At 41.7% G+C, this 17918-nt stretch carries 17 protein-coding genes and 1 riboswitch; all 17 genes read right to left on the bottom strand.

The annotated features are described in order from the left end of the window. Positions 1-81: 81 nt before the first annotated feature. Positions 82-975 (bottom strand): 3-hydroxyacyl-CoA dehydrogenase family protein, encoded by an 894-nt coding sequence (locus ACFPRA_RS16800; RefSeq protein ID WP_381437236.1) that lies wholly within the window; start codon positions 973-975, stop codon positions 82-84. Then, the gene (locus ACFPRA_RS16805) at positions 956-2575 is read right to left on the bottom strand and encodes a long-chain-fatty-acid--CoA ligase (protein WP_381437594.1); all 1620 of its coding nucleotides are present in this window, start codon (positions 2573-2575) and stop codon (positions 956-958) included. The genes ACFPRA_RS16800 and ACFPRA_RS16805 overlap by 20 nt, the downstream gene beginning before the upstream one ends. Positions 2576-2608: 33 nt before the next feature. After that, the gene (locus ACFPRA_RS16810; protein WP_381437238.1) at positions 2609-3754 is read right to left on the bottom strand and encodes an acyl-CoA dehydrogenase family protein; all 1146 of its coding nucleotides are present in this window, start codon (positions 3752-3754) and stop codon (positions 2609-2611) included. A 240-nt stretch (positions 3755-3994) separates the two neighbouring features. Beyond that, positions 3995-4903, bottom strand: a complete 909-nt coding sequence (locus ACFPRA_RS16815; protein WP_381437240.1) for a ketopantoate reductase family protein — start codon at positions 4901-4903, stop codon at positions 3995-3997. After that, positions 4900-6588 carry a sigma-54 interaction domain-containing protein gene (locus ACFPRA_RS16820; protein ID WP_381437242.1) on the bottom strand — a complete coding sequence of 563 codons (1689 nt, stop codon included), beginning with the start codon at positions 6586-6588 and terminating at the stop codon, positions 4900-4902. Before ACFPRA_RS16820 ends, ACFPRA_RS16815 begins: the two co-directional genes overlap by 4 nt. Positions 6589-6908: 320 nt before the next feature. Then, a complete protein-coding gene (locus ACFPRA_RS16825) occupies positions 6909-7664 on the bottom strand; it encodes an amino acid ABC transporter ATP-binding protein (protein ID WP_381437243.1) in 756 nt (251 codons plus the stop codon). Positions 7665-7675: 11 nt separating this feature from the next. Continuing rightward, a complete protein-coding gene (locus ACFPRA_RS16830; protein ID WP_381437246.1) occupies positions 7676-8347 on the bottom strand; it encodes an amino acid ABC transporter permease in 672 nt (223 codons plus the stop codon). A 24-nt stretch (positions 8348-8371) separates the two neighbouring features. After that, the gene (locus ACFPRA_RS16835; RefSeq protein ID WP_381437597.1) at positions 8372-9172 is read right to left on the bottom strand and encodes an amino acid ABC transporter substrate-binding protein; all 801 of its coding nucleotides are present in this window, start codon (positions 9170-9172) and stop codon (positions 8372-8374) included. Positions 9173-9489: 317 nt separating this feature from the next. Further along, entirely contained in the window at positions 9490-9933 is a 444-nt protein-coding gene (locus ACFPRA_RS16840) for a DUF2269 family protein (protein WP_381437248.1), read from the bottom strand. 9 nt (positions 9934-9942) lie between these two features. After that, positions 9943-10281 carry an ASCH domain-containing protein gene (locus ACFPRA_RS16845; RefSeq protein ID WP_239390519.1) on the bottom strand — a complete coding sequence of 113 codons (339 nt, stop codon included), beginning with the start codon at positions 10279-10281 and terminating at the stop codon, positions 9943-9945. 136 nt (positions 10282-10417) lie between these two features. Then, a complete protein-coding gene (locus ACFPRA_RS16850) occupies positions 10418-11599 on the bottom strand; it encodes an amidohydrolase (protein WP_381437251.1) in 1182 nt (393 codons plus the stop codon). A gap of 317 nt (positions 11600-11916) precedes the next feature. Further along, on the bottom strand, positions 11917-12381 hold the full coding sequence (gene ribH, locus ACFPRA_RS16855) for a 6,7-dimethyl-8-ribityllumazine synthase (RefSeq protein WP_381437254.1): 465 nt from the start codon (positions 12379-12381) through the stop codon (positions 11917-11919). Positions 12382-12418: 37 nt separating this feature from the next. Next, positions 12419-13051: a 3,4-dihydroxy-2-butanone-4-phosphate synthase gene (gene ribB / locus ACFPRA_RS16860; protein ID WP_381437256.1), complete on the bottom strand. Its 633-nt coding sequence runs from the start codon at positions 13049-13051 to the stop codon at positions 12419-12421. A gap of 15 nt (positions 13052-13066) precedes the next feature. Then, positions 13067-13720: a riboflavin synthase gene (ribE, locus tag ACFPRA_RS16865; RefSeq protein ID WP_381437259.1), complete on the bottom strand. Its 654-nt coding sequence runs from the start codon at positions 13718-13720 to the stop codon at positions 13067-13069. Between the two features lie 574 nt (positions 13721-14294). Continuing rightward, positions 14295-14443: riboswitch (FMN riboswitch) on the bottom strand. Positions 14444-14534: 91 nt separating this feature from the next. Beyond that, on the bottom strand, positions 14535-15437 hold the full coding sequence (locus ACFPRA_RS16870; RefSeq protein ID WP_381437261.1) for a glycine betaine ABC transporter substrate-binding protein: 903 nt from the start codon (positions 15435-15437) through the stop codon (positions 14535-14537). Further along, positions 15434-16285, bottom strand: coding sequence for an ABC transporter permease (locus ACFPRA_RS16875; protein WP_381437263.1), 852 nt, complete (start codon positions 16283-16285; stop codon positions 15434-15436). Before ACFPRA_RS16875 ends, ACFPRA_RS16870 begins: the two co-directional genes overlap by 4 nt. Further along, positions 16278-17597: a quaternary amine ABC transporter ATP-binding protein gene (locus tag ACFPRA_RS16880; protein ID WP_381437265.1), complete on the bottom strand. Its 1320-nt coding sequence runs from the start codon at positions 17595-17597 to the stop codon at positions 16278-16280. Before ACFPRA_RS16880 ends, ACFPRA_RS16875 begins: the two co-directional genes overlap by 8 nt. Positions 17598-17918: the final 321 nt, after the last annotated feature.

Genomic DNA, 17918 nt, shown 5'->3' on the forward strand with positions numbered 1-17918 from the left:
ATAATCTTTCGTTAAATGCTTCCGAATTCCGCTTCCCGTATACGAATAACATCACTGCCCTTTGCAACATTACACAGATAATCATGTCGCCGAACCAATTCTACTTCCTTTTTCGTCGTATTTATAAAATCCTTTGCCTGTTTTTTTCCCTAGTTCGCCTTTTTCTACTTTTTCGGCGACAATACGTGATGGCTTGTCCTGTTCATCGCCGCTTTCGTTATATCGCTGCATCCGCACAAAATAATTTACGTCGATGCCCGTCAGATCCATTAAAGCAAACGGACCAATCGGGTGATTCAAAGCTTTTTTACAGACAAGATCAATTTCTTCATGCGTGGCATAACCGTTTTCATACAGATATAAGGCTTCATCCATTAATTTTCCGAGAATTCGATTGGCGATAAAACCGGAAATTTCTTTTTTCAACAAGACTGGCGTTTTACCTATGCTTTTCACAAACGCCATGCTTTTCTCAGTAGTTTCATCAGATGTATGAGGCCCTTTCACCACTTCCACCATCTCCATGACAAGAACGGGATTAAAGAAGTGAATATTACAAACATTCTCCGGATAGCTCACGACATCTTCCAGTTTTGAACTGACAATGGTCGAACTGTTTGTGGCTAATATCGTTTTAGGGCCTACAATTTTATCAATTTTCGCAAATAGATGACGTTTCGCATCCAATTTTTCAACTATCGCTTCAATAACTAAGTTTGTATTCGACAAATCTTCTATATCTTCAGTGAAATTCAAACGTTTAAATGCACTCTCTACCTCCTCTTGTGTATACCTCCCCTTCGCCACACGTTTTTCCATCTGCTCTCGAAGAAATTTTTTTGCTTTTTCTAGATTTTCCGGATCTATGTCTTGCAATATAGTTTGGTAGCCCGCCAGTGCACAAACCATTGCAATTTGCGAGCCCATTGTACCGGAACCGACGACGGCAACTTGCTTAATTACATTGTTTTCCATCTTGTCCCAATCCCCTTTTCTCCATTTCCTCTTTAACAAGCAGTCGTTTTAATAACTTACCGACAGTATTCCTTGGTAGTTTTTCAATCACTTCAAATTCCTTCGGTACTTTGTAAGGGGTTAATCTTGTATAGCAATACCCCTTGATTTCTTCGAGATCGATTGTGGCACCGTCTTTTGGAACAATAAACACTTTAATCACTTCCTCCAGCTCTACTTGGGGGATACTGACAACTGCAGCTTCTTGGATATCTGGATGTTCATATAAGACACTCTCTACTTCCTGCGGATAAATATTAAAGCCGCCTATAATAATCATTTCTTTTTTTCTGCCGACAATATAAAAATAGCCTTCCTCATCCATCATCGACAGGTCGCCTGTATACAGCCATCCGTTCTGTAGCGCCTTTCTTGTTTCTTCCGCATTATTCCAGTAACCTTTCATAATTTGAGGTCCTTTAATTATTAATTCTCCGACGCAATTGGCTCCCAATTCTGTACCATTGTCGTCAATAATCATGCAATCGGTACCTGGAAATGGAATGCCGATGCTCCCTATTTTTCGTTTAGCAAATGAAGGATTACGGTGTGTTGATGGGGAAGCTTCAGACAAGCCAAAGCCTTCACCAATAACAGCTCCTGTCAATTTTTCAAAACGCTTTATGACCTCGATGGGAAGCGGAGCAGAGCCACATGAACAAAATTTCAAACACTTCAAATCGTATTCTTCAATCTGGGGGTAATTGACAAACGAATTATACATTTTAGGTACACCTGGAAAAAAAGTCGGTCGATGTTTCTTTATATTTTCAAGAACGGTTTGAATTTCAAACTTCGGAAACAAAAGAATCGTCGAACCAAGGTAAATACTAAGGTTCATAGCACTCGTCATTGCATACACGTGATAGAGCGGTGTCGCTGTAAGTGTTACTCCTTTTCCTGACACCATCTCTGCACCATACATCTCAACACTTTGAACGACATTGGAAGTAAGATTATAATGTGTGAGCATCGCCCCTTTCATAACGCCAGTTGTTCCGCCAGTATATTGAATAACAGCGACATCTTCATGCGGATCAACTTCTTCAGGTCCCGTTATGGCCACGCCGTCTTCAATCAGGGTTGAAAGGGATACATATCCACTGCTGTCATCTTCACTCGTAAAGCACTGTTCAAACGCATACAAATCTTTTATTTCTTCAACAGTCTTTTTCGCCAGCTTATCAAATACAATATATTTCGCACGCGAATCAACCAAAATTTGCATCAACTCACGGGGGGTATACATAGGATTCACTTGGACAACAACCAGCCCCACTGCTTGCGCGGCATAGTAGCTGACAATATAAAGAGGATGATTGGCCATCATCAGTCCAATTCGATCCCCTTTTTTCAATCCAATCTCTTGCCACTTCCCAGCCAGTTTGTCGACTTGCGTCTTTAACTCCCTATAATTTGTTGGCTCGTCTTCGAAAATAATTGCTATATGGTTTGGATACTGCTGAGCAGTTTTTTCAAGCAAAGCGTAAATTGAACTTTCTGGAAGCTGAAGAGATAATGTTCTTTCTTCATACCATTGCTCCCATGGTTTATTTACCATTAGTTTCACCATCTGCACCCCCACTTCCAATGATTAATCCTCTAGAACGTTACGAGCAATAATGAGTCGTTGAATTTCATTTGTCCCTTCGTAAATTTGCGTAATGCGTGCATCACGATAAAATCTTTCAATCGGATAATCCGCTACATATCCCATTCCACCGTGAATTTGAACAGCTTTATCTGCAACTCTATTAAATACATCGGATGCAAAGAGCTTCGCCATGGACGCTTCTTTAATGACTTTTTTTCCCTCATCGATCATATGGGCTGCCTTCAACGTCAGCATACGCGCTGCCTCCGTTTCTGTTGCCATATCTGCAAGCATCCATTGAATCGCTTGGTTATCCGCAATCGGCTTACCAAACTGTTTCCTCTCTTTTGCATACGTGGCAGACATTTCGATCAATTTATCACAAGAACCAACTGCTCTGGCAGCGAGCCCGACACGCCCTTCACCCAGAATTTTCAATGCGGACATATAGCCCATTCCAACTTCTCCGATAACATTTACGTCCGGCACTTCACAATCTTCAAAAATAAGCTGAGCGGTATAAGAGCCCCGCAGACCCATTTTTTTATCGATTTTACCTATCGTAAAGCCTGGAAAGTCTTTCTCGATCAAGAACGCAGTAATACCACCCTTTGCACCTTTTTCTTTATCCGTTAAAGCAAAGACGGTAAAAACATCAGCAACTGGCGCGTTTGTAATAAAGTGTTTCGTCCCATTTACAATCCATTTATCTCCACGTTTTTCTGCTCTCGTTTCCAGATTGGTTGCATCGGACCCCGCCCCCGGTTCAGAAAGCGCAAATGCCGCAATTTTTTCACCGGCTGCCATTGCTGGCAAATATTTTTCTTTTAAATAAGGAGAAGCCAATTTCACTAGACCGGTACTGCCTATCCCTGTATGCGCACTGATTAAGCTCACAAAACCATTATGTGTTCGACCAAGCTGTTCGAGGACAATCGCTTTACCCACCGCATTTAATCCAATTCCGCCGTACTCTTCAGGAATACTCATTCCGAATAATCCAAGTTCTTTTGCCTGTTCGATTAAATGCTGCGGAATTTTATCCTCCTCTTCAATTTGCTGTGCGTATGGTTCTACTTCTCTTTCCACATAGTTTCGCACCATTTGTTTCATCTGCTCAATTTCCGGTTTCAATTGCATTAGCATGTTTGTTGCCTCCCTTTTATGATCAATCTCAATGACTCTATAAGAATATTTGCAAGTAACATGCCAACCATCGAAACGCATTTTTTGAAGGTTCTGTATACTTTTTGTTTCCTCTATTAATTCATTTTTGAATCAATTTATGTGATCCCCCTTCTCTTGATGCGATTCAAAAATGTATTGTCAATTCATTTTTGTTCTTTTCAATAAAAGCCAAAATAAAAAACCTGTAAAGATACAGGTTTAAATGGCATTCTCTTTATTTTTCAAGAGTAAATATACGGTTTGCAATGCGTTTATTGATATTTTATGAACTTCTGCCTTTTCGGTTAAATAACCTACTAACTCATCAGCTTCCGTCACTTTACCTTTTCGGATATCTTGTAGCATTGAAGTTGTATGAGTCCGGGCATATTCCGCATTTTGAAATGCAACTTGTAAATCCTCTTCACTTAGCGGATAACCTAGCCTAGTTGCCACCTCAATCGTTTCCAGCCCGATCATCCATGCGATTTCCCTCAAATAAGGATCATCCAGTATTTGTCCGACTGACCGATCAGTCGTTGCAGATAATGGATTAAATAACAGGTTCCACAAATATTTCTTCCATTTTCTCAATAGAATTTGACTGGAAATGCGTGTAGGAATTCCGGCTTCGTTCAAGAGTTCCGCAAATTTTTTCTCGAGTTCTTGTCCGCTTTCTTGAAGCGCACCAATCACAAGCTTATGGCTTCCACTTTGTTGAATGATGCCCGGCGATTCGACCGCCGCTTGGACATATACCGCCGCTGACAATACGCGATCTTGCCCAAAAATCTCGACCAGTTTCTCTTCGTTGGACACGCCATTTTGAAGAGATAGGACATACGCCGACTCATGAATCACTTCTTTCATTCGTTCAGCGGCCTCTTTCGTATCCCCTGATTTCACACAAAACAAAATGAGCTCACAATCGGTAAGATCTTCAACTTTTTCAGAAAAAGTTTGGCGGATGACCCTTTTCTCGTCCTCTCCCCTAATCGTGAGTCCGTTTTTATTCATTTCATCTAAATGAGCCCCTCGTGCAATGTACGTCACATCATGGCCGCCTTCAGATAAAAAACTACCAAAAAAAGAGCCGACAGCTCCGCTTCCCATCACTCCTATTTTCATACGTTACTCCCTTTCAAAAGTATGTTATATTTTTTCAGTTTCCTGACAATCGTCGGTTGGCTCGTATCGAGCGCTTTTGCAAGCTCATATGTTGTTGTATACTTTTCAACTGCCCGCCTTAGCAAGTTTTCCTCAGCCAGTTCCACCGCTTTTTTCAATGTCATCCGCTCAATCTTTTTAAAGGAAGAAACCCCTTCTTCGTTTTGATATTCAACAGGAAGATGTTCAATCTTCAACAATGCTTCTCCATTCAACAACACCATTTGTTCAAGTAAGTTTGCTAACTCTCTAATATTCCCTGGCCAATGATAACGATAAAAGAAGGAGGTGAGCTCTGCGTCCAGTTCTTTTTTCATTCCATATTTTTCATTTATTTCATTCAAAAATATGTGGATAAACGAATGTATTTCCTCTTTTCGCTCACGTAAAGGAGGGATTGCAATTGGGATGACATTCAACCGGTAATAGAGATCTTCACGGAATGTGCCTTCTTGGACCATTTCTTTTAAATTCCGATTCGTTGCTGCAATCAGACGGACATCTATTTTTTTGGTGGTAGTGGCGCCAACACGCTGGATTTCCCGCTCTTGTATGACCCTCAATAACTTCACTTGGAGATCCAATGGCATCTCTCCAATTTCATCCAAAAACAACACGCCTTTATCTGCCATTTCAAACATACCCGGCTTCCCATTCTTATTAGCGCCTGTAAAAGCCCCGCCTGCATAACCGAACAATTCGGATTCAAGTAAATTAGCAGGGATGGCTCCGCAATTCACTTTGATGTATTTCCCGGTTCCCCTTCGTTCACTTGTATTGAAAATATATTTTGCAAGCACGTCTTTACCGACACCTGTTTCTCCTAAAATCAGGACAGTAGCTGGCACATTGGCAATTCGTTTGGCAGTGTCATAGATGAATCGCATCCGCTTATTTTCGACAACGGTCTTTCCATCTATGTAAGATCTCCTTCCTTTTAATCTTTCGAGTTCTTGTTGATAACTTTGGTTCAATTCATTCGCTTCACGTAGTGCGGTTTGCAAGTTATTCAGATCAGATAAGTCACGAATATTCGTCACTACGCTTTCCACTTCGCCTTGATCGTCGAAAACCGGATTGCCGGTCAGAAGTGTTTCTTTTCCTAAATAATTGAGTTGGACAAGGGATACGCTTCTTTTATTTTTAATGACTTTCTCTGTGACGGAATTTTCAAGAATCCCCCGCTTCATTAAAGCATCCACGTTTTTATTTAAATAGTATTCTTTCGGAATTCCTGTAATTCTTTCAATGGCCGAGTTTGTCCGTAATGTGACGCCGTCTCTATTTGTAATATAAATGCCATCATACGAACTTTCAATCACAGCGTCTAGATGCCGATTCAGCAATCTTAACTCCTCTAGTTCAAGAAGTTGATTTTCAAGTTTTTTAGAGGCAATTCCGACATAGAAGGTTCTCTCTTCTTTCCATGACTCTTTGAAAAAAACATAGCTTTTTTCGTTCAAGCGGGCTCGGATTAATTGTCCCCCCTGCTCTGCTTGCCACACGTCAAAGAGTTCTTTGACAGGCTGGTGCAAAACATTCTTTTTCATATCGGATAATAGGCGCTCATTCATGTTGATCACTTCATCATTGGATGATGTTTCAAAATAGAGAAACGGTATGTTATCTACTGCTATCACATTCATCCCTCCCCTTGAACAATATTACCTTCATTTTTTAAATAATGCAAAATTTTAAAGATTAATATTACAAAATCGGGTAAGCAATCAAGGTGGCTTTGTTCCATCCTGAACATTTATCATTATATTGAAGAAAGCCCACACAAAAGTACAAATCGCCTGTCTAAACAAAAAACGTTCGGAATGGGACCATTCTGAACGCCTTTTTGCCTACAATCTGACACTACTTATCATACTGATGCATTTATTTCAGTTTTTCCAGAGTAGCTTTGTTACCCCATTACTTTTTCTTACAGTATCCAAAAGTGAAAGAGCGATTTAATCTCCTATACAAGTGAATACTCAGGCAATGATATTGATTGTTGCAAAAATCTCTTTGTCCGAGGATTTTGTGGATGATCGAGGACTGCTGTAGGCGTTCCTTGTTCGACAATATGTCCATCCGCCATAAAAATGACTTTATCGGCTACCTCCCGAGCAAAATCCATTTCATGTGTCACAATAATCATGGTTGTTTGCTTTTCTGCAATTTGTTTGATGACTTGAAGCACTTCACCCACTAATTCTGGATCGAGTGAAGATGTCGGCTCATCCAATAAAATTGCGTGAGATTGAACTGCGAGTGCGCGGGCAATTCCAATGCGCTGTTGTTGCCCGCCTGATAGGGTGATCGGATAATTATCCGCTTTATGAGCCAATCCGACCTGCTCGATTAAAGCCTCACCAACTTTCTTCGCTTCATCATACTTCATTTTTTTTGAAACAAGCAATGGTTCAATAATATTTTGCAAAGCGGTTTTATTTTTAAATAGGTTGTAGTGTTGAAATACCATGGCGGTTTGTCTCCGTAGTTCATTCGCCTCTTTTCGGCTATATTTTTTTGCATTGAGCATTATGTCTCCAATTTGAATATGTCCCTCATCCGGTTTTTCTAAAAGGTTTAAGCATCTCAATAATGTCGATTTTCCAGAACCTGAGGGACCTATGATCGCTACAGTTTCCCCTTGTTTCACTTCAATATCAATTCCATCCAGGACGATCAGGTCTTTAAATTTTTTACGTAATCCATGTACCTTGATCACCGTTATTCCTCCTATTTTATATACGGTTTACTCATTTTACGTTCCATCAACTCTTGTAAATTAGAATAAATAATGGTCAACGCCCAGTAAATAATAGCAACTGCTAAGTACGTTTCAAAGTATCTAAGAGAAGCGGATGCCATCATTTTACCTTGAGCAAATAGCTCTACCACTCCAAGGGTAAATGCTAATGATGTTTCCTTTATAACACCGATAAATATATTACCTGTGGCAGGTATAGCATTTCTGATAGCTTGAGGAAGGATTATTCTAAACAATGATTGTACTCTAGTCATTCCAACTGAAAGACAAGCTTCCAATTGTCCTTCATCTACTGATTTCAGCGCAGCTCGGAATATTTCTGATAGGTAAGCCGCATTTTTTACACTTAATCCAATTATCGCCGCTGTAATTGAGTTGATAACACTAAATGACGGAAATAACTGTGGTAACCCATAATAGATCAGGAATAATAAGACAAGCATGGGTGTTCCACGAAAAAAGGATAAAATGATATTCAGCAATTGGTAGATGACCGGTATACGTTTATTTGTGATAAGCGCAATTATTAATCCCATCATAATTGCAAGTATCATTGATAGTACTGCTAGTCCTATCGTTAACGGGATATATTTTATTAAACTCGGAAACACTTCCAAAAAGTATTGTACTTCAAAATTCATCCTTATCGTGCACCGCCTATATCATTAGTTGCTAACCTTCTCAACCGTAACATCTTCTTTAAAGTACTTTTCCGATAACTCCTTCAACGTTCCATCCTCATGAAGCTCGGCAAGTGCCTGATTAAACGCTTCTATCAATTCATCGTTTTTATCATCTTTCACAAATGGAAAAGCTACTCGTTCTTTTGATATTGGATCCCCCACAGCTTTTAGTGGCAAGCCACTTTTTTCGATTTCAGCTAATAATATATTTTTTCCATTCGCATACGCATCAATCCGTCCGAAATCCAATTCATTGAGCATCCCATCATGTGCCTCATAAGTTTTAATGTCAATTTCATTAGCGAAATCTAGTCCTTCTAGATTAGCAGCATGATTGGAGCCTAATACAGACGCTACTTTCTTTCCTTTTAAATCTTCTACAGATTCGATGTCATTGTTATCTTTTTTCACAATTATTTGCGTTCCATCATACGCGTAAGCTTCGGAAAAGTTGAATTTTTCTTCCCGCACGGCTGTAACGGCAACTTGATTCGCCACTGTATCAAGTTTGCCTGATTCCAACTGCCCCATCAGACCGCTAAAATCAGTTAGTTGCCAATCAATTTCATATCCCAGTTTATCGGCAATCTTCTCAACAACTTCAATATCAAATCCTTGTAGTTTCTCACCTTCTTTGAAGGAGAACGGATAGACCAATCCTGTAGATCCAACCTTTAGTACTTTTCCTTCATTTTCAGCCGAAGCATTTTCACTGTTGTTACAAGCAGACAATGCTAACAGAAGTAAAACAGCCATAATAGCAAATAACCCTTTGTCTAACATTCTTTTCATCTACAATCTTCCTTCCATATTAAATACTATTCATCTCTGAAAATTCAAGATTCAAACAACTTTCTCTTATATTATCATACAATTTATATCTGTCAACTCGGAATTGAATAATCGTGTTGTATTCTGTATATTCATAGCACTAAACCGTCATTGTAAGTATTTTTTGAACATCAGGCCATTCCACCGTCTTAATGGATTACTCCTTTTAGTTTTCACGATCACCAATATTATCCAAACGAAAAATAAAAAACAAACATACACCAATCTGAATCGGTGCATGTTTGTTTCTATGTACGGTGAATTTCACTTCACCAAATCATCGGTTTTTGAACCATCAACCAAAGAATGATAAGCATGAGACCAATGTATGTCCATGTTGTACGGCTTAAGCGATGGATAATGTCATTCTTATTGGTCCCTAGTTCGTGAAATTTGCGGAGAACTTGTGTAAATCCTCTCGATAAATAAACTGCAGATAACAGCAAAACAATCATTGTCAGTATCACCCATGACGCATGCCATGGCCAAGGTCCAAGTATTAGTAGAAGAACCCCTGTGATGACAAGCGCATGTCCCGCATGCATGACACCACGTATTGTGACACGGATTACAGTTAAGTATGCTTCTTCGGCTTGTGAATCCGCGCCACGCAATCGTCTAATAATGGGTAGTAAAAGAAATAATGGACCGATCGCAATCACGGCACTGACGACATGGAGAAAGACAAATAATCCATAGACAGCCGGCATCATTTTAGAACGTCATTTCTCAACCGGACTGAATTCGTGTACCCAAACCTTCATTGTCGGAAGCCACGGCATTTGTGCATGGGCGTGCATCGACATCATCGATTGCTTATATTCTTCCACATTTGTATAGCCCTCTTGCTGCGCATGTTCATCTGTCAGTTCACCAAGTGTCTGTCTGTAAAGCGCATCGATGACAAATTCTTTGCCATCCAACACCATGATCTCACCTGGATAAGCATAAACGCCATTCCGGCGTGTAGCCGTTTTTTGTCCGTTCAATACTTTTTCTACGTCTTCCGGTATGGTGACCAACCGTTCGATCGAGCATGTTTTTTCTGGTAATTCCTTCATGTAAATCGCCTCATTTCATATTCGTACTCTAACTTCTATCATACCGATTTAAGTCCATTTTTGCGAGAGCTGCCGAACAGGTTCCTCCTTTTTCAGATCTCGAAAAGTACTGTTCGTCACGCATCGGTCACATTTTTCATTGCTGATTGCTACAAACGACTTCTGCTACTGCTTTTGCGGCAACGAGAAGCGCATCTTCGTCAATGTCCCATCTCGGATGATGATTAAAATACGGCTTTTCCACCCCTTTTGGTTTGCAGCCGATGTAGAAAAAGCAAGAAGGGAATCTTAGTGCATAATAGGCAAAGTCCTCCGATCCCGAGAACATTGGAAATTCTGTCATCGCTTTAATTTCCGGCTCCGTTGAATTTTCAATGGCTGTTATCACCCCTGCCGTAATCTCCGGATCGTTGTAAAGCGGCGGGTAATCCGGAACGTAATCTAGTTCACAAGTGACATCGAATTCCTCTTCAATTCCCCTGACAATTCGATGGATTTCTTTTTCCATCAATTGCTGGATCTCTGATGTCATATAACGAACATCACCTTCCAATTCAACACTATCCTTAATAACATTGAATTGACCTTTCCCATCAAACGAACCAATCGTGATAACACCCATATCAAACGGATTTAATCGACGGCTCACAATTGTTTGGATCGATGTAACAAAATGGGCTCCCGCTACAATCGTATCATTCGCTAAATGTGGAGATGAACCATGACCACCGATGCCTTGAATCTTCAACTTGAAATAACTTCGGCCTGCCATTGCAAAACCACTTCGATAGCCGACATCCCCAGCCGGATTGGTCGGAAATAGATGGATGCCATAGACCGCATCCACATCATTCAGCAAGCCGGATTCCACAATGCTTTTCGCTCCACCTGGCGGAACTTCTTCCGCATGCTGATGAATGATTTTGATAGTGCCAGCTAATTTCGACTTTAATTGGATTAAACAATCTGCCAAGACTAACAAATAAGCAGTATGTCCGTCATGTCCACAAGCATGCATGACCCCTTCATTATTCGACTTGAACGGTACATCCGCTTCTTCATGGATCGGCAACGCATCAAAATCAGCCCGCAAACCGATCGTTTTCCCCGGTTTTCCACCTTTGATTGTCACGATGATGCCATAACCGTTCCCGACATTCGTCTGAATATCCACATCTTTCCCTTCGTAAAAATCAGCAATGTACTGTGCCGTTTTTTCTTCTTTGAAAGATAATTCAGGATGCTCGTGTAAATAACGTCTAATTTGAATAATTTCATCTTCACGCTCTTCAAGCATTTTCATCAGCTGTTCCTTCATCGACTATCATTCCTTTAACATTTGATGTAATCAATTACGCCTCGGTGTAATTGCGTCCAGATTTTGAATCGAGCTTGCTCGATTCAAAATCTGTGACATTCGCCGGAGGCTTTAACTTGATTCAGCAGAGATTTGAACCACCACTGAATTGAAGGCGTGTTTGGCATTCATCACATCACTTATGAAAGGGGGGTCTTCTGCTGAAGCAAGTTAAACATAGTTGTCCAACTAATTTTAACATTTTTTCAATAACATATCTGCTATTCCACTATCTAAAAAGCCCGGTCCCATTTAAACTCGGGATCGGGCTTTACTATTTAGATCTGTTTCAATAAATTCGCCATTTCAATTGCAGAGGTTGCCGCATCCCAGCCTTTGTTTCCAGCTTTTGTTCCAGCACGCTCGATTGCTTGTTCGATCGTATCCGTCGTCAAGACACCGAAAATGACTGGAAGCCCTTCCTGCAAATTGATGGCAGCGACTCCTTTCGCCACTTCATTACAAACAAAATCAAAGTGCGGTGTAGAACCGCGAATGACCGTGCCGAGGGTGATGACTGCGTCATACTTTCCGGAAGCTGCCATTTTTTTCGCAACGAGCGGAATTTCATAAGCTCCCGGTACCCATGCGACAGCAACATCGCTATCTGCAACGCCATGGCGTCGCAATGCGTCCTCAGCCCCACTTAATAATTTACTTGTGATAAATTCATTGAACCTTCCAACAACGATTCCTACTTTAAGCCCTGTGCCAACTAAATGTCCTTCAAAAATATTTCCCATTATAAGTCCCCCTCAATATATTTTTTCTTCAAACAAGTCATTTGCCGATTTCTACAGCTTTTATGCCTTCTTGTTCCAGACGATAGGTGACAAGATCCTGAATCGTTAACAACACAAGATCTAAACGTTCTGCAACTTCTTTTAATTGTGGAACTCTCGCCATTGTTCCATCCTCATTCATGATTTCGCAAATGACGCCAACCGGTTCGACACCCGCAAGCTTCGCAAGATCGACAGCCGCTTCCGTATGGCCTGTCCGTTTCAATACGCCGCCAGCTTTAGCAATCAGCGGGAAAATATGTCCCGGTCTTCTAAAGTCCTCAGGCTGCGCTTCTTTTCCGAGCATCTTTACAATGGTATCCGATCGTTCGAAAGCGGATATTCCTGTATGGCAGTCTTTATGGTCGATGCTAATGGTAAAAGCAGTCCCATGTGCATCACTATTATTTTCAGTCATCAGTGGAAGGTCGAGCTGCTTTGCTTTCGCTTCCTCTATCGGTACGCAAATTAATCCTCTACCTTCAGTCGCCATAAAGTTGATAATTTCAGGGGTTGCATATTGTCCTAGTGCAACAAAGTCCCCTTCGTTTTCCCGATCTTCATCGTCCACAACGATAATCGGTTTCCCATTTTTCAATTCTTCAATTGCTTGTTCAACAGTAGCAAACATTTGCCGATCGCCTCCTTAGTCCAAAAAGCCACTTGCAGCAAGCGTATCCATAGTAAGTCCGCCGCTAGCTGTATTTCCTTTATCCGTTGTGAATAGTCGTTCAATATATTTTGCGAGCATGTCACATTCAATATTCACAAAATCGCCTACATGTTTCCGCCCAATGATCGAGTCATCTTGTGTCACAGGAATTAGCGAGATGGTAAATCCGCTATCCGTCACGTCAAAGACGGTCAGCGAAGTGCCATCGACTGTGACCGACCCTTTCGGCATCAAGTATTTTAAAAATGCCGGTGCGATCTTGATATCGAAGTAAATGGCATTTTCCATCGGCTTCACCGCTATAATTTCACCTGTCCCATCGACATGTCCACTAACAAAATGTCCACCGAAACGACCATTGGCAGCCATTGCGCGTTCCAAATTGACAGGGCTTCCCGTCCTTAATTGATGGAGATTGGTCGCCTTATACGTTTCAGGCATGACATCAGCCATAAATTGGTGTTCCGTGAATTGTGCAACTGTCAAGCAAACACCGTTTACCGAAATGCTATCACCAATATGGACATCCGACAGTACAGTCGTACAGCTGATTGATAATTGCATTGCATTTTTTCCACGTTTCACTGACGCAATACGCCCGATTTCTTCTACAATCCCAGTAAACAAATTTATTTAGTCTCCTTTCTAGAACTAAACAACTAAGACAGGGTATCTCCATTTTTTTCAAACATAAAGAAGATGAAGAGTATCCGCTCCGTCACGTAGTTCCATCGATTGAAAAATTACAGCTGTCCATCCAAACAGGCAACGCTTGGCATGCTGGGATGCCGACATTCAAAAAAAAGAATTGGATTCTTTCCACCGTGGGGCAAACGGGTGGTAGGGAAAGGGTTGATAATACGGATTGTACGTAAACGTAAAAAACAATTCCTTCGTATGGCGGAGGAGAGGACATTTGTTCATTATGTATAAGCATGTCCATTGCCAACTCAAAGAAGCGAAAGACGGCCGACGAGAATTGCGGCGACTTTCAAAATGACGTACACTTTCTTTCCGTAGTTGATAAATTGAAGAATGCTTGATTCGACTGTTCGTTATACTTGCAATAGTTCAGGCCTATCTATTTTAAGGTAATTTTAAGAAGCCTGCTCCTTATACTATCAAGAACGGCTAGGTATCACTGCGTCCTTTGCTAATCCAAGTTAAAAAAGCAGAATTTTCAAGCATTGCACGCATCTCCAAATAACTTCTCCCATCCAGACTGTCACTGTCGGTGCCGGAATTTCACCAGCTCCACCGCCTTCCAACTACGGAAGGACGGGTCACGGACTGACGAGCCATTGCTCGATCACCGTCGGTAAGGAATTTCACCTTGCCCCGAAGTATTTATCATACATGCTCTTTTAAGTTATCATATTTCCTTCATTTAAGCAAAAAAAGACTCAGCCCGAATCAAGTTCGGTACTGAGTTTTTTTGAATTTATTCCTTCAAGTCTTCAATCGAGTCAATATCCATATACGTTGGAACGACAAGACCGATTTTGACTCCTTCCATATTGACGCCGAGTTCTTCAAATTTACCTTCGAACTTTTCAGCATATGTTTTATGGGTGATCGGCAGCCAAGCTGCAAGTGTTGCGTCCGCACTGCCGTCCGCAACTGCTGTCCACATTGGACCTGCTTCCACTTGCGTTAAAGTAACATCATACCCCATGTCTTCGAGGACAATTTTCATAACGTTATGGCTTGCGATTTCACTATCCCATGCAACGTAGGCAAGTTTGATTTTATCGCCATCGACTTTTTCCACGCCTGCTGTCCACTCCGCAACTTTTTCTTCATTTGCCTCGATCCAATTTTGTGCAGCGACTTCTTCTTTTTCGCCTTCCTGAATGGCCATCATCACCTCACCCATATCCTCTTCAGTCCAGTGGAACTGTGAAAGAATTTGGTGTGCTTCCGGCAAGTCTTCGGCAAGCCCGATTCTTCCGATGGAGCGGATTTGCTCTTCCCCTCCGTAAACTCCTTTTGGATCTTCAAGATACTTCAGATCGTACTTAGCGAATTTCCAATGTGGTGTCCAGCCTGTTACGATGATTGGATTTTCTTTGTCATACGCTTTTTTCAAAGCGGCCGTCATCGCTGCTCCTGAGCCGGATACGAGATCCCAATCTGTCAGTTCATATTCTTCAATCGCTTTTTCAGTCGTTTCCATAATGCCAGCGCCCGGATCGATGCCAGTGATTTTATAGTTCACTGATTCACCGACGGAAGTTGCCGTTCCTTCATTTTCCGTCTTTCCGTCATCGTTGCCACATGCTGCAAGACCAAGTGCAAGTAAAGCTGTCGCTCCAAAACCTACTAGTTTTTTTGTAAGTGTCATCCTGTAATTCCCCCTTGTTTTTTCTTACCGGCGTGCTGTGTGATCCGGTCCAAGATGATCGCCACAATGACGATTGCCAGACCCGTTTCGAAACCGACGCCTGTTTTCAATTGTGTGACTGCCCGATACACTTCTTCACCGAGCCCAGGTGCACCGACCATTGACGCGATGACAACCATCGATAATGACAACATGATACTTTGGTTGACACCTGCCATAATTGTCGGTTGAGCGAGCGGAATTTGTGTTTTCCATAATCTTTGCCATGTCGTCGATCCGAAAGCTTCCGTCGCTTCAATCAAATCTTTCGGCACTTGCTGGATTCCGAGCATCGTCAAACGAATTGTTGGCGGCATCGAGAAGATGACGGACGCAACAACCCCCGGTACAACCCCGATATTGAAGAAAAAGATCGCTGGTAACAAGTACACGAATGCCGGCATTGTTTGCATCAGATCCAAAATGGGATTGATAATTTTCCTAACCGTTGCTTGTTGGGAACCCCATACCCCGATCGGAATACCGATGAGAAGTGCGAACAATACGGATGTCAGTACCAGCGCAAGCATTTGTAACATCGGATACCAATAGCCCAAATAATCAATGAACAACAACCCGATCAATGAAAATAGAGCAATTCGACGCGTAGATATAAACCACGCAAGCAAGGAGAATAGAACAGCAAGCAGAATTGATGGCACCATATTTAGCCACTCCACTGACCCTTCGACAATCCCCGCAAGAAAGCCTGATATTCCATCAAAAATAGTACCAAATGTATCTACAAGCCAATCGACACCATCATCGATCCAATCTGCGAATGGAAGGCGAGGTAGTAATTTATCCAATTGACTTCACCTCCGAATCCGATTCATCGTTGAGATCGACTTCATTTTCACTGTGTGAATGTGAATCAATCGTCCCGTCATTTTCAATGGACGCAACATCTCCATTGTTATTGATAAACTGTTCGTCGCCAGACAATGCGCCGATCAGTGCACCCCGAATAATAATGCCTTGCAATTTCTTCGTCTCATCTACGACCGCTACAGGAATAGTAGCCGTTGAGACGGCATCAAATAATTCCGTCAAAATGGTATCTACCGGGAACATCGGCACATTTGAAATGAGGACTTCTTCAAGGGATTTACCTGCATCAGCTGCCTCCACCGCGTCTTGGGCCGTCACGGCACCGAGTAACCGATTCCCTTTATCTACAACGTAAATCGAGGAGATACGCAGCCGTTTCATAAGGCGCAAGGCTACACGTGGTCCACGATCTACTTGTACCGTATCCGCCTTTTTCATAATATGTCCTGCCGTCAATACTTTGGATAAATCGACATCTTCGACAAACCGTTCAACATACTCATTGGACGGGCTCATCAATATCTCTTCAGGTGTCCCGATTTGAACGATTTCTCCATCCTTCATCAGAGCGATGCGGTCTCCTATTCGAAGTGCCTCGTCTAAATCATGGGTGATGAAAATGATCGTTTTTCCCATATCATTATGCAACTGCAGCAATTCATCTTGCATATCTTTTCGGATCAATGGATCAAGTGCACTGAATGCTTCGTCCATCAGCAAAATATCTGGACCATTTGCAAGCGCTCTTGCAAGACCGACCCGCTGCTGCATCCCACCACTCAATTGGTTCGGATATTGTTCTTCATATCCTGCAAGACCGACCAACTTCAACGATTCTTTTGCCTTCGCTTCGCGTTCGGCTTTGGCGACCCCTTGAATTTCCAGGCCGTATTCCGTATTTTCAAGAATGGTTTTATGCGGAAAGAGCGCAAAGTTTTGGAATACCATTCCGATTTTTTTCCGTCTCACTTGGCGGAGTTGTTCTTTGTTCATTCGAACAATATCTTCTCCGTCCAATAGGATTTCGCCCATCGTCGGGTCGATCAAGCGATTCAGCATTCGAACCAATGTCGATTTCCCACTACCGGACAATCCCATAATGACAAATATTTCACCTTCATACACTTCGAAGTTAGCGCTTTTGACACCCACTGTCGCGCCGGTCGCCTTCAAAATCTCTTGCTTCGTCTTACCTTCATTGAGCAGCTGCGCCGCCCTTTTACTGTTTTTGCCAAAAATCTTCGTCGTGTTCTTCACTTCGATTTTTTTACTGGCAATCTGTTCACTCATCGTTCCACTCCTCAATTTAATCAATTACGCCTCGGCATAATTGCGTCCGGATTTTGAATTGGGAATCGAACAGCTAAGGGTTCGATTTGCAATTGATGCCTTTCAAAATCCCTGACTCCGCCGGAGGCTGAACTTATGAATGTTTACTAGTATAGCTGTAATATTTTCGTAATACAACCGTTTCGACAAAATAAATCGTTTGTACGGAAAAAACTGTACGAACTAAAATAATTATAAATTGCTTTTTGAGAAGGGATATATTACGCTATCATGGAGAATAACTGTTTAGACTTCAGAAGTGCTAAATAGTGAAGGAGTAAA

It is taken from the genome of Sporosarcina soli, from assembly GCF_042655805.1.
Lineage (GTDB): Bacteria > Bacillota > Bacilli > Bacillales_A > Planococcaceae > Sporosarcina > Sporosarcina soli.

What these genes read in the sequence shown, in the direction of transcription:
- ACFPRA_RS16850 (WP_381437251.1), bottom strand. Translation starts at nt 11,599, where the DNA reads ATGAAGGAACAGCTGATGAAAATGCTTGAAGAGCGTGAAGATGAAATT.
- ACFPRA_RS16830 (WP_381437246.1), bottom strand. Translation starts at nt 8,347, where the DNA reads ATGAATTTTGAAGTACAATACTTTTTGGAAGTGTTTCCGAGTTTAATA.
- ACFPRA_RS16840 (WP_381437248.1), bottom strand. Translation starts at nt 9,933, where the DNA reads ATGATGCCGGCTGTCTATGGATTATTTGTCTTTCTCCATGTCGTCAGT.
- ribH (WP_381437254.1), bottom strand. Translation starts at nt 12,381, where the DNA reads ATGGGAAATATTTTTGAAGGACATTTAGTTGGCACAGGGCTTAAAGTA.
- ACFPRA_RS16800 (WP_381437236.1), bottom strand. Translation starts at nt 975, where the DNA reads ATGGAAAACAATGTAATTAAGCAAGTTGCCGTCGTCGGTTCCGGTACA.
- ACFPRA_RS16820 (WP_381437242.1), bottom strand. Translation starts at nt 6,588, where the DNA reads ATGAATGTGATAGCAGTAGATAACATACCGTTTCTCTATTTTGAAACA.
- ACFPRA_RS16870 (WP_381437261.1), bottom strand. Translation starts at nt 15,437, where the DNA reads ATGACACTTACAAAAAAACTAGTAGGTTTTGGAGCGACAGCTTTACTT.
- ACFPRA_RS16880 (WP_381437265.1), bottom strand. Translation starts at nt 17,597, where the DNA reads ATGAGTGAACAGATTGCCAGTAAAAAAATCGAAGTGAAGAACACGACG.
- ACFPRA_RS16835 (WP_381437597.1), bottom strand. Translation starts at nt 9,172, where the DNA reads ATGTTAGACAAAGGGTTATTTGCTATTATGGCTGTTTTACTTCTGTTA.
- ACFPRA_RS16805 (WP_381437594.1), bottom strand. Translation starts at nt 2,575, where the DNA reads ATGGTAAATAAACCATGGGAGCAATGGTATGAAGAAAGAACATTATCT.
- ribB (WP_381437256.1), bottom strand. Translation starts at nt 13,051, where the DNA reads ATGTTTGCTACTGTTGAACAAGCAATTGAAGAATTGAAAAATGGGAAA.
- ACFPRA_RS16845 (WP_239390519.1), bottom strand. Translation starts at nt 10,281, where the DNA reads ATGAAGGAATTACCAGAAAAAACATGCTCGATCGAACGGTTGGTCACC.
- ACFPRA_RS16815 (WP_381437240.1), bottom strand. Translation starts at nt 4,903, where the DNA reads ATGAAAATAGGAGTGATGGGAAGCGGAGCTGTCGGCTCTTTTTTTGGT.
- ACFPRA_RS16810 (WP_381437238.1), bottom strand. Translation starts at nt 3,754, where the DNA reads ATGCTAATGCAATTGAAACCGGAAATTGAGCAGATGAAACAAATGGTG.